General features: G+C 36.6%; 10 protein-coding genes and 1 tRNA gene. 3 read left to right on the forward strand and 8 right to left on the reverse strand.

Annotated features, from left to right (window positions below; translation table 11 throughout):
* Positions 1 to 63 precede the first annotated feature (63 nt).
* Positions 64 to 564, reverse strand: a complete 501-nt coding sequence (locus Q0947_RS03280) for a pyridoxamine 5'-phosphate oxidase family protein (protein ID WP_299391365.1) — start codon at positions 562 to 564, stop codon at positions 64 to 66.
* Between the two features lie 210 nt (positions 565 to 774).
* Between Q0947_RS03280 and Q0947_RS03285 the strand changes: the two genes are divergently transcribed.
* The gene (locus Q0947_RS03285; RefSeq protein WP_299391368.1) at positions 775 to 1,329 is read left to right on the forward strand and encodes a ferritin; all 555 of its coding nucleotides are present in this window, start codon (positions 775 to 777) and stop codon (positions 1,327 to 1,329) included.
* Positions 1,330 to 1,653: 324 nt separating this feature from the next.
* Positions 1,654 to 2,793, forward strand: coding sequence for a hypothetical protein (locus Q0947_RS03290; RefSeq protein ID WP_299391370.1), 1,140 nt, complete (start codon positions 1,654 to 1,656; stop codon positions 2,791 to 2,793).
* A gap of 448 nt (positions 2,794 to 3,241) precedes the next feature.
* Here the strand turns inward: Q0947_RS03290 and Q0947_RS03295 are convergent.
* The 4 genes from Q0947_RS03295 to pta all read right to left on the reverse strand — a co-directional run bounded on the left by Q0947_RS03295 (position 3,242) and on the right by pta (position 7,713).
* Positions 3,242 to 3,315 (reverse strand) — tRNA-Arg (locus tag Q0947_RS03295).
* 260 nt (positions 3,316 to 3,575) lie between these two features.
* Positions 3,576 to 4,277 carry a mutarotase gene (locus tag Q0947_RS03300; protein WP_299391372.1) on the reverse strand — a complete coding sequence of 234 codons (702 nt, stop codon included), beginning with the start codon at positions 4,275 to 4,277 and terminating at the stop codon, positions 3,576 to 3,578.
* A 130-nt stretch (positions 4,278 to 4,407) separates the two neighbouring features.
* The gene (locus Q0947_RS03305) at positions 4,408 to 5,592 is read right to left on the reverse strand and encodes an acetate kinase (RefSeq protein WP_299391374.1); all 1,185 of its coding nucleotides are present in this window, start codon (positions 5,590 to 5,592) and stop codon (positions 4,408 to 4,410) included.
* A gap of 12 nt (positions 5,593 to 5,604) precedes the next feature.
* Positions 5,605 to 7,713: a phosphate acetyltransferase gene (gene pta, locus Q0947_RS03310; protein WP_299391377.1), complete on the reverse strand. Its 2,109-nt coding sequence runs from the start codon at positions 7,711 to 7,713 to the stop codon at positions 5,605 to 5,607.
* A 305-nt stretch (positions 7,714 to 8,018) separates the two neighbouring features.
* Between pta and Q0947_RS03315 the strand changes: the two genes are divergently transcribed.
* Entirely contained in the window at positions 8,019 to 9,716 is a 1,698-nt protein-coding gene (locus Q0947_RS03315) for an AMP-binding protein (protein ID WP_299391379.1), read from the forward strand.
* A gap of 77 nt (positions 9,717 to 9,793) precedes the next feature.
* Here the strand turns inward: Q0947_RS03315 and Q0947_RS03320 are convergent, their stop codons facing one another.
* The 3 genes from Q0947_RS03320 to Q0947_RS03330 form a co-directional block, all read right to left on the reverse strand.
* The gene (locus Q0947_RS03320) at positions 9,794 to 10,822 is read right to left on the reverse strand and encodes a methyltransferase (RefSeq protein WP_299391382.1); all 1,029 of its coding nucleotides are present in this window, start codon (positions 10,820 to 10,822) and stop codon (positions 9,794 to 9,796) included.
* Between the two features lie 113 nt (positions 10,823 to 10,935).
* Positions 10,936 to 11,760, reverse strand: a complete 825-nt coding sequence (locus Q0947_RS03325; protein ID WP_299391384.1) for a hypothetical protein — start codon at positions 11,758 to 11,760, stop codon at positions 10,936 to 10,938.
* Positions 11,761 to 11,848: 88 nt separating this feature from the next.
* Positions 11,849 to 12,781, reverse strand: a complete 933-nt coding sequence (locus Q0947_RS03330) for a nuclear transport factor 2 family protein (protein ID WP_299391386.1) — start codon at positions 12,779 to 12,781, stop codon at positions 11,849 to 11,851.
* Positions 12,782 to 12,866 lie beyond the last annotated feature (85 nt).

A 12,866-nucleotide genomic window follows, 5' to 3' on the forward strand; every position in this document is an offset into this window, starting at 1 on the left:
AAAATAAGCAGAATTAATCAAAGACTCGAACTGACGCCCGAATAATCTATCTATTGGTTTTAATTACGGTTTTAGTTTTCCTGTATCCATCGTGTCCGGTTGATTGCCTGTGATGGCACCAATCCCCATTTTCACTAATGAAACCAATTTTCCATTCTTAGGATCCCAGTAAAAAGCTTCCGTCGGTTGTACTGAAATTGCGGTAATGTTCGGGTCATCCTTTCCTTCAAACCACATATCATCCGCACTTCCGTAAAGTTCATCAATAATAGCTCTATCCGTAGTAATAGTGGCCATACCATAAACGTTTAAAAACTGCATGTCGCTTTTATCGGCATAAATGAGGTGCAAGTTGGCGTCATTCATGATATTTTGATTGTGCGTGCTATCTTTATTGCTCAAAAACCAAATATTACCATGATCATCCACCTTCTTAGTGCTCATCGGAATCATATGGAGTGGCGCTTGTTTCAAATTGGTGGCCATCATCGTGAAGTCAATATCTTCTGCCATCTCTTTTATCTTTTTCCTGGCATCTTCGTTGTATAAATTTTCATTGCTCATAAAACAAAATTATAGTAATTAATCTATTTAATATCTAGCTAAAACTACACTGTAAATTATGAAGTGAATAGTTCAATCCAATAAAATAATAGCCTAATAACAAACAGCTCTCTTGGCCCTTATCATTTCTAACACACTTATTTTTTGTGATTGAGGTAATCAAACTACGCTAAAAACCCTTACTTTATCATTCATTAAAAATTTGAAATTATGAATACAAATAGATTATCAGATAAGATTCAAAATATGTTAAACAACCAAGTAGCCAAGGAAGCGGAAGCTGCACAAGTATTTCTGAGTTATGGCTGTTGGGCAGATTCTCAAGGCTATGGTGGTATTGCTAATTTCTTTTTCAGACATGTGGGTGAAGAGCGTGACCATATGATGAAAGTGATGCAATATATTATGGAACGCGGTGGCAAAGTAAAGATTACTGCAATTAAAGCGCCGCCAGAAGACCCTACAAGCTTGAAGGATTGTTTTGAAAAGACTTTTCAGCACGAAGTGGACAATACGACTGCCATTTACGAAATCGTCAATTTAGCGCATGAGGAACGTGATTGGGCCACTTACAATTTTGCACAATGGTTTGTGAAAGAACAAATAGAGGAAGAAAAACTGGTGATGGACTTATTGGATAAACTTAAAATTGCTGGAGGTGATAACGCGACGAGCGAGTCCTTATTCAATCTAGACCGATTTATTGGCGAGTCGCCAGATGATGTGCCGTTAGCTCGAGATGCTTCAATGGATAAACCGGAGTGATTCTAAAAACACTTTCATATAAAATAATGCCTGTAGATTTTCTACTAGGCATTTTTTATTTAAATAATGATTCTACAAGTTATGGGGAAAATCTGAAGACGACAACCTATTAAATAGTTAAATGACCTCCTACAAAACATGGTTTATAAATCCAGTTAAGAACTTCAATTAATTAATCTTTAGCTCCTTACAAGAGCTGTTTTTGAATAATGGGGTCAATTATTTTTTGAAATGATTTATAATTGCTTAACTTCATTACCTTTTAAAATGTCATTTATAAAACTCAAAATAACAACTAATTCTAACTTAAAATCAATTGTAATTATGAAACAAACAAAACATTTTCTGGTTGCTTTAACATTAGGACTAACGCTGGCGTCCTGTAGTAAAGATGAAGCTATCTCCGCAGATCCTGCATCAGCAGACATGAATGAAAATGCGGTATATTCTAGAAGTGCATTGCCAGCTACAACTGAAGGCAACATCACGTGGGAAATTCCAGGACTTAAAGCGCAAGACTTTTCTTTTAAGTACAACAATCTAGTCGAACCAAGCGAATGTGGTGCTACACCATTTAATAGCGTGACTGCTTATTATAACAATGCACTTATCGAAGGGTTTATATCTAGTTGGGATTTCAACAGGGATGCTATTGGTGTCATTCTGGAAGACTATTTTACAATCAATCAAATTGCTGCTCTAATAGGGAAGAATACAGATACGTTTGGTGCAGAAGGAGAGTATACTGCATACGTACAAAATAGAGTAAGAAGTCTTGAGAAATTTTGGAACATGTCCGATTTGATAAGTGTTAGAGGTCAGCATACTTCTACATTGGAGGATTTGGATTTTATCCGTTTTATCTATGAGAATTTTTCTGAAGCTACCCCAGATCAAGTTGATTACTTAGTAGGCATTGCAAATCATTTCAATACCACAAGTGATCAAATCCCAGAAAACCCATTTTACGCTTCTGATGGATTTGCAACTTCTTCAGGAGTAATAGTCATTGGCGATGGTATCGTATCTATGTTAGCTGAAACTGGTCTAGATCCTAAGGTGGTTTGGTCAGGCATTCTTGCGCATGAGTGGGGTCATCAAATTCAATTCCAAAATTATGGGAATTGGGAGTATCCAGTACCAGCGTTTATTGGGACTCCAGAATCAACACGTATGACAGAATTGGAAGCTGATTTTCTTACTGGGTATTATTTAACTCATAAGCGCGGAGGAACCTATAACTGGAAGAGAGTTGAGGATGTATTGCTATCCTTTTATAATATAGGGGATTGTGGTTTTGAAAGTTCAGGTCATCATGGAACACCTCTTCAACGTTTAGAAGCAGCAAGACAAGGCTATATATTGGCCGCAAGTCAACAAAAAGCTGGTCATATCTCTGAACCGCAAGCAATACACGATGCATTTATTGAAAAGTTACCAAGCATAATTGGAGGTGCATTGTAATTCTTAAAAAATCAATTATAACCAGATTGATATTGTAAAGGCCATCTTTAGGGGTGGCTTTTTTTATTAGTGAATATCGGGTTACTATAATTTTTAATATTCGCCAAGTTTACAAATGTTAGGGTAACCATATAAAACGCAAAAAGCGCACTATAAAGTGCGCTTTTGTAATGTGAGCCCGATAGGATTCGAACCTATGACTGTCCCGACCTAAGTCGGGATGCTCTTTTACTAAAGTTTGAACTGATTGTTTTGACTTCAATCTACAAGAAATAATAAAAGCGCACTATAAAGTGCGCTTTGTTAATGTGAGCCCGATAGGATTCGAACCTATGACCGTCCCGACTAAAGTCGGGATGCTCATTTACTAAAGTTTGAATTGGATTATTTTGACTTCAATCTATAAGAAATAAAAAAAAGCGCACTATAAAGTGCGCTTTTGTTGATGTGAGCCCGATAGGATTCGAACCTATGACCGCCTCCTTAGAAGGGAGGTGCTCTATCCAGCTGAGCTACGAGCCCATTCAAGAACTAGTGTTCTGAAATGGTAAGACGATAAAAAATGAATTTCATTTGTCTTACGGTCGGCAAATATACAATTTCTATTAAAACATCATAAATAAAATGTAAAAAAAATGCAGATTAATTTTAATGTTTTTCAGTCCTGCAAAAACACAAAATAAAATGACTTAATTATGAATTAGTTACGAGCAACGTTTCTTTTTATTGTGTTTGATCTAAAATTCAACTTTTTTTGAAAACACATTAAATTCATGTAGAGATTAAGTGCTTTTCACCTTATTCACCATATCGAAATGATGAAGTGTTTTTGAAAATTCTTCTCGGTGGTACCAATCATTATGAACTAACTCTAGCTTATCCACTGCAAAGGTGCCGAAATCAAAATCTCTATACTTCTCTAAAATTTCTAAAAATTTGTCCTTTTGTTGTAGTTTGTCACTAAAACGACAAACGGTACTGTGTGCAGTTTTAATGAGATAGCGTTCATCCATGCTCTGTTCCACGTCAACACTTTTAAATGTAGCTCTGAGGTTGTCTCGCAACTCATTTAACCAAGTACCGTAATAATATCCTTGCACCATCACGCAAGAGGGAGATGCTGTAAGGCCTTTAAAACTGATATTTCGGTTTTGCATAAACTCTACACTTTGGTCAACCAACGTAATATAGTCTTGAACGTTAATTTTTGAAATATCAAATCCTTCATAACAAGATATGATGGAAATGACCGTAACATGAATGTCAGTGCTTGGATAATAATATTGATTTGGAGCAACATTTTTAAGTTCATTTAAGAAGCCCTGTATGTTGTTTTTGATATCTTCAGGAGGTCTTATAATCAGTGACAAACCAAACCTCAGGTCATTATTAGAATGAATCAAAGTGTCGATTTCATAGGTGTCTGAGGTAATCCTTTCAATGGATTCTCTATAAAGTAGATTATAATACTCCTTAAGGTTCATTATTGACTTCAATTTTACCTGTTAAACAGTCCTAAATAAATATACCAATTTTATGGTGAGGGACTTGATTAAAAAAAAAGTAGCATCAAAAACTGATGCTACTCCTAATTAACACAAAACATCGAGAGCATTAATTCAGCAAATCAAAAGCTTGTTTTGCAATCTCTAATTCCTCGTTGGTTGGAATGACCAAAATTTTCACTTTTGATTCCGATTTATTAATTTCTCGTAACTCACTTGATTTTACTTCATTTTTGGCCGCATCCAAGTAGATTCCGAAGACTTCCAAATCGGAACACACTAATCCTCTGATTACACTTGAATTCTCCCCTATTCCAGCGCTAAATACAATGGCATCCAAACCATTCATCGCTGCAATATAAGCGCCAATATATTTCTTAATGCGGTAAGTGCTTATTGCCAATGCTAATATGCATTCTTTATTTCCCTTTTCTGCTTCTGCCTCAATATCTCTTAAATCCATTTTTCCGGTAAGCCCCAGCATGCCGCTTTTATTTGTAAGTAGTGTTTTGACCTCATCAAGAGAATACTTCAAGTTATTAACCAAATGAAAAATAACGGCATGATCAATATCACCACTTCTTGATCCCATAACCAAACCATTTGAAGGCGTAAAACCTAAGCTCGTATCGATACTTTTGCCATCTTTAACAGCGGTCATACTACACCCATTACCCAAATGAATGGTAATAATTTTAGAGGATCCCATACCGAGATATGCAACAGCTTTTTCAGTTACATATTGGTGACTAGTACCGTGGAAACCATACACCTGAATGCCATGTTTTTCATACAATTCGTTAGGAATGGCATACTTTTTAGCCTTTTCCGGAATTGTTTGATGAAATGCAGTATCAAAAATTGCGACCTGTTTTGCCGAAGGGAAAATTTCTTCAGAGACTAAAATCCCTTCCAGATTCCCCGGATTGTGCAAAGGTGCCAACGCAGCGTATTCGTGTATCTTTTCCTTAACTTCAGCAGTGATCAAGGTGGTATTGGAAAAAGAATTTCCGCCATGAACAACGCGATGTCCTACCACTTCAATTTCATTAGTATTATTAATAACACCCTTATCCGCATCCAGCAATAATTCTACAATTTTATTCAATCCGTCTTTGTGCGACTTTATAGGATAAGTCTGTTTATAGCTATCACCATTCGGTTTATAGTTTATTATGGCATCGTCATAACCAATACGCTCTACAAGTCCACTACATATCAATCTTTCAGAAGGCATATCCATGAGTTGGAATTTGATGGAAGAGCTTCCGGAATTAATTATTAAAATCTTCATTATAAATTAAATTTAAATGCCTTGTGCTTGAATGGCAGTCACAATTACCGTGTTATAAATATCGTCTATCGTACAACCCCTACTTAAATCGTTAACCGGCTTATTTAACCCTTGAATTATAGGTCCGATAGCCAATGCTTTTGTTTCGCGTTGAACTGCTTTATAGGTGTTATTTCCAGTATTGAGATCAGGGAAAATAAAGACATTTGCTTGTCCTGCAACTTCAGAATCTGGAAGCTTTAACTTCCCAACCTTAGCATCTACCGCAGCATCGTATTGAATTGGACCTTCAACTTTAAGATCAGGTCGCTTTTCCTTAACAATTTTAGTGGCTTCACGCACACGTTCTACATCCTCACCTACACCTGAAGTACCCGAAGAATAAGAGAGCATCGCAATTTTAGGGTCTATTCCAAAAATCGTACTTGTCCCTGCCGATGAAATAGCGATATCAGCCAACTGAAATGAAGTCGGATTGGGGTTAATGGCACAATCGCCATAAACAGAAACACGATCATCCAAACACATAAAAAACACAGAAGATACAATAGGCGCTTCAGGTTTGGTTTTAATAAATTGGAGCGCAGGCAGAATGGTGTGTTGGGTTGTATGCACTGCTCCGGAAACCATCCCGTCGGCATCGCCTTTATAAACCATCATGGTACCAAAATAGGACACGTCTTCCATTAAATCTTTTGCCATCGCTAAATTGACATTCTTATGCTTTCTCAGCTCAAATAAAGTTTCTGCATACGATTCAAAATTAGGAGATTCAATTGGGTTGATGATATTGACTTTTTCTAAATCCAATCCAATATCCAATGCCGTTATTTTATCATCTATCTGTTTTCTGTCGCCTAATAGTGTAATTGTAACGACATCGAGGTCCACAAGTCGTTTTGTGGCTCTTAAAATGCGCTCATCCAATCCTTCTGGCAACACAATATGTTTTTTGTTCGTTTTTGCTCTTTGGAACAGATTGTACTGAAACATTCGAGGCGTAACGCCGCTTGTTTCGAAAGTAATGAGGCGTTCTATTAGCGATTCCACATTAACGTATTTTTCAAATTCCTTAATGGAAGTTGTTATCTTTTCTGTGTTTTCTGCGTAAATTCTCGATTTGATATTCCCAAGTCTATTGGTCACCGAGAACGTCCCTCCTTCTACCAAAATAATCGGTACAACATCAGAAAGACCTTCAATGAGCTTAAGAATTGGCTCTTCAGGCATTAATCCGCCAGTTAGCACAATACCAGAAATGGATGGATAATTATGCGAAATATGTGCTTGTAGTGCTCCTAAAATGATATCAGCCCTATCGCCTGGAGTGATCACCAAAGCGTTTTCTTTTAAATGAATAAGGTAATTACGCAGTTGCATAGCACCTACACTAAAATTACCCGCTTGATTGTTTATGAATTCTTCACCAAAAAGAACTTTAGCATCCAAAGTCTCCACAATTTCCTTGATGGATGGATGTGCCAGACTATAATTTAACGGAATGGCGCTTACCAGAACATCTTTAGGCAAATATTTTTCTAACTCGGTAGTGACCAGTTTCAGGTTCTTTTCTTCTATTTTATTGGCGATGACTGATAACACTTCAACACCTTTATCTTTAAAGGAATCGAACGCCATTTGTAAGTTGCCGACAAATTCGTCCAAAGTTTTACCTACGCCACCGCCAACGATTAATGCAGGAACACCCAAATTTTTAGCAATTAAGACATTCATGTCAAACTCCATTATGGAGCCTTCACCAATAAAACTTGACCCTTCTACCAATACGAAATCGAAACGATTTTCAAGCGCTTTATATTTTTCAATGATGTTGCCTATAATCTCATCATCCTTATTTTCATTTATTTTTTTGATCACTTCGCTTCTTGTAAAAGCATAAGCATCTTCAAACTTAATGTCTAAATTAAAATAAGTGGTGACGGTATTGATATGGTTATCAATCTCTCCCGGTGCAAAGTTGTCGATGATTGGCCTAAAATAGGCGACTTTAGCTGCCTTTCCCAATAAGGATTGCATCAATCCGAGGGAGATTATAGATTTACCAATGTTTGGTTCAGTTGTGGCAATATAAATGCCTTTATTGGTTGCTTTTTTTGTCATAGGATTACACAACTATAGTGTTATATTTCTAGTAGGTATTATGACAAAAATACTGATTTCATTCAGTAAACCAAGGACAGTTTCATATGACTTTTGTCATTGTTCAGAAGTTATTTTTTCACAATTTCAGAAGAGTCCATCAATTTTTGTTTAAAATCGATTTGAATTGTTTGAAATGCAAAATACAGTGTCATGATAAATTAATTGTGAACTGCTCATCTATTTGCTAATCAATAACTTTTTATGCTCAGCTTGTTACATTTATAATTTATATGCATAATTTTAGTAAATCAAAGTAATTAATTATGGGAACATTAGAATTATACCAACGCGTAGCTCAAGCAATTAAAGAGAAAGATTTTGATAACCTGAAAGCTCTCATTCCCGAAAAACCAGAGTATTTTAATTGGGTCACCGATATTTTTGAGCCACTTAATGTAAATGAACACCCCAATGTCAAGGCTTTAATATGGAAGTATAATGATGACCGAGAAGATTTTACTTTTGCTGAAATTTCCGCACGCTGCAATCAGTTTTTGAATTTAATGAGAAAACATGGCATTGAAAAAGGCGATAAAATGTTTATTCAACTGCCACTTTTAGCGCCCAATTGGTATAGTTATTTGGCAGGTATTAAAGGCGGAATTGTGATTATCCCTGCAGCAACGAGTTTGGAAATTCGTGATTTGGAATTTCGTTTTAAATCCGTTTTGCCCCAAGTAGCGCTTGCCGATGCTGAAAATGCTGTAAAAATTGATGCTGCCGAAAAAAATATTGGTCAAGAAATCAAATTAAAAATTATAACTGAAGGCAGCAGAAAAGGCTGGGTTTCCATTCATGAAATTCTTAGAGAATCGACCGAATCTAAAGGCGCTAAAACAGGATCTGATGACGACTTGTTTTACTTTTTTACCTCAGGAACTACGGGCATGCCAAAAATTGTGGTCCACACCCATTTTGGCTATCCTACAGGTCATTTAACTACCAGCTGCTGGATTGGCTTGCAGCGTGGTGACGTCCATTATAATATTTCGCAACCTGGGTGGGCTAAATTCTCTTGGAGTAGTTTTTTCGGTCCTTGGAATGTGGGTGCCACAATTTTGGGCTATCACATTGATCGCTTTGTAGCGAAAGAACAATTACAAACTATACAAGATTTTAAAGTGAATACCTTTTGCTCACCTCCTACTTCGTTGCGCATGTTAATTCAGGAAGATTTAAACTCCTATAAGTTTTCACTCCGCGAATGTGTTGCTGCTGGTGAGCCTTTAAACCCGGAAATCATTGAAGTCTGGAAAAAAGCTACCGGCATCCTTATCCGTGACGGTTACGGACAAACTGAAGCGACTGCCTTGGTTGGGAATTTACCAGGCAAAAAAGTAAAATTCGGTTCTATGGGGAAACCAACGTTTATGTATGATGTGGTAATTGCGGATGATGATGGCAATGAGGTTGTAACATCAGAAGAAGGAAATATTTGCTTAAAGCATGATGTTAATTTAGTAACCGGCGTTTTTAAAACCTATTTAATCGATACTGAACGTAATGATTTGGTCTTTAAAAATGGGCTATATTATACGGGAGATAAGGCTTACAAAGATGAAGAAGGATATTATTGGTTTGTGGGTCGTGATGATGATGTTATAAAAGCTTCAGACTTTAGAGTGGGGCCTTTTGAAGTTGAAAGTGTGCTTTTAGAGCATCCAAAAGTTTTAGAAACTGCAGTAGTTGCTAGTCCGCATGAATTGCGAAGCAATGCTGTAAAAGCTTTTGTGGTATTAGCAAGTGGCGCAACTGCTTCACAAGAATTAGCTAAGGAATTATTCGATTATTCTGAACAGCATTTGTCCCGCTATAAGATTCCAAGAATTATTGAGTTTACAACAGACCTTCCTAAAACCATTTCAGGAAAAATTAGAAGAGTTGAACTTCGCGCTCAAGAAGCGCTCAGTAAACAGCAAAAAGAAACACGCGTTAATGAGTATTTTCATGACAAATATTGAGCATTATCGGTTGTTTGCGTAAAGGTTTTAAATGCTGATTAACTTGCTAGTAAAACAACAATTCTAAATACCTGTTTTTATTTATAGGCTATCGCAGCACTAGTCGCTCCTGTTAAAGGCATCAACTCGGTGGATGTAAATCCCGCTTGTTTTGTCCACTTATTGAAATCTTCAAAAGTGAAATCAAAGCCATTTTCGGTTTCAATTAGCATATTCAAGGACATTAATAATCCAAAAGCATTTTCACGTCTGGCATCGTCAATAATGTTTTCTATGACCACCAATGCACCTCCACTTGGCAATGCCTTATAAGCTTTGTTGATAAGCTTGATTTTGTCCTCTTCTCCCCAATCATGTAAAACGTTGCCCATAGTAATGATATCAGATTGTGGAAAATCATCAGTAAAGAAATCGCCAGAAATAAGCGTGATGTTAGTATTCAAATTCATCTTAGTGATAACCTCTTTCGCAATTGGCTCCACTTGAGGTAAATCAAAAGAACTACACTTCATATGAGGATTTTTCAAAACCACATGTGCGGATAAATGGCCCCCACAACCACCTATATCACAAAGTGTGGTGTATTCTGAAAAATCAAATTTTTCAGAAAAAGCCATGAAATTTCCCGTTTGCACACCTGCCATAGCCTGAATAAATTCACGCAATTTATGAGGATCATTATAAATGACCTCAAATAAAGGTTGACCATTATGTTTGGTTTCATTTTGTGGCAACCCAGTTTTAAGTCCAATTTCCAAATCGTTCCAAAAAGGATACAATCGATTATTGGTCATTTCTAAAATACCACCAATATATGACGGTTTGTTCTTGTCGAGAAAGAGATCTGTCTCTACCGTATTCTCATAAACAGCAGATTCTTTTATTCCTGAGCGGTTTAAAAACCCCAAGGCCACTAATGTATCCAAAAAGTCATAGAGACTTCTTGAATGCAGACCTAATTTATGTTGAATTTCTAGTCCTGATTTTTCACCTTCAGACAAAAAAGTAAATACCTCCATATTTACTGCGGTAAGTAAGGTTTTTGATGCCCAAAACCCCATCCCTACTTGAAGAATTGCAGCCGGCGTAGCTTGTAGTGTTTCCATTTTGAATTTAATTTAATGGTTCATTTTGATGGATTTTCAAGTGCCCATCCCACTATCATAAAAACTAAAAATGTGCGATACAATTTGTACATATCGCACATATAAATCTCTATTTATTTTCTTTCAGCAACTTTTACATCGCCGTTCATGCCACTCAAATCTGGACGAAATATCCATAATTCTGTTTCAAGACCATCGGTAACGGCCATCCAATCATTTATAAATGTGCTCCAGCTATTTTTGCCGTACACTGTTTCATATTTTGTAACAAAAGTGTTCTCCCTACTTAACCAAGCTGATTTTTCAAAAAATGAAATTACTGCCAAGTCACGACCTTCTTTTGTACTTGAAAACTCATTGGTGTAAATACCATAAGTGTCGTCAGGACTTTGTTCAGTATAAACTTTGTTAATTTTCTCCACCAATTTCTTAGCGTCACTCATTTTTCCACGTTTAACATCCCAGAAATTGACTTCTAAGTTTTTAATGGCAAAATCTTTAGGAAACCTAGAGAGGTCAGCCGCAAATCGCCAATAACTTGTATAACCACTTCCAGTTGTGGTGTAAGGCGCTACATTTGTATTCCAATCGGTATCGTGCCCGTCCTTTTGGGCAGGTCTGTTATCTAAGGAACTCCAAGGAAATGGCCCCATCGTCCAAATATAACTTCCCGTATTTGGACCATTAGAAATCCAATATACACGAGCGCCATAGGCCCCATTGCCATGGAATTTCTTGTTGTGTGCCGTAAGTCCTTTTTCGAATTGTGTTATTTGATGTGGATTGACTGTTAATAGTGCGTTTTCAAATACACCGTATTCGGTACTATTTTGTGATAGCGCCAAAAACGGTACAAAAAGCATGATTAAAATTATTTTTTTTACAAAGCCCAAAAGTGACTTGTCATGGGTATGCTGATTTTTATTAATAATATTCATAATGTTCAATTTTGTGTTCATCAGTGATGAACTGATTTGTATTATTTTGCTCATTTAAGAGTGAGATAACTACGAAACTAATTGATGATTAGTCCAATAATTTGGCGTTGTAATAAGCGGTTTCTGTTGTGATTTTTCCGTCTTTATTGAAATCCATCAAATAGTGAATTGGCAAGACAATGGCTTTTTTATCAGCTTTACGGACCAGGTTGATATTCCACCAAGATTGCACCACACGAGCATCGCCCATTTCGTAGTGTAAATAATCCGGATAGCCTACCATATCGATACTTCCAATATCATACTTATCCATAATTTGTTTGTCAATTACTTTTTGTTCGGTTAACGAAATCCCCTCAAACGAAGGAGAACTAGAATCTAGGAATCGTACGCCTTCATCATAAAAACTATACACTTTTTCCCAATCATTTTTCTCAATGGCATACATCATTTTCCTAACGGTATTGATGTTTTCGTGATGGTTGTAAATAGTTCCATTTGTTCTATCGGCGAAGCTTGCCATGATTTCACTGATAACCCCTTCATTGCCGTAATTAATAATAGTTTTAATCTTATGGTCTTTAGTAAGCGCATAAAGTCTATGCGATGCGGCATCAAGTTTTACTCCAGTTTTTTTGTGCACACCTTTTAGTAAATCCCAAGTTTGAACCCACACTTCTTTGTTTGGATTGTCCTTTTTGTATTCAATGGCGTCAGGATATGATCCTGGATAAGTTTCTATGGCATAATAATCAAGTTGGTCATGATACACCATTTGATTGTCGAGGAAGGCTTCTTTGTCTCTCCCCTTGTCGGTTTGTTTGGTAGACATGCCGTTATAAGCTTTAAAATCTTCTGTTAAATAACTCGCCATTTTAGTTCTGTCTCCAGCAACGGAAGCTTTTACAAATTCCTGCACAACATCAATTGTAGGATGTTCCATATACACGGTTCCATTGTTTTTTTGGGCGTAATTCACAAACGCGGATAGCATCAGTACTACTAGGATCATTTTTTTCATAATATTTGGTTTTGTGTCCGCTATATGCGAACGGGTTCGTAATATTTTGATGTTTTCGCTTCAAAAATCAAGTCTTATAACTACG

It is taken from the genome of uncultured Gelidibacter sp., from assembly GCF_947500795.1.
GTDB lineage: Bacteria > Bacteroidota > Bacteroidia > Flavobacteriales > Flavobacteriaceae > Gelidibacter.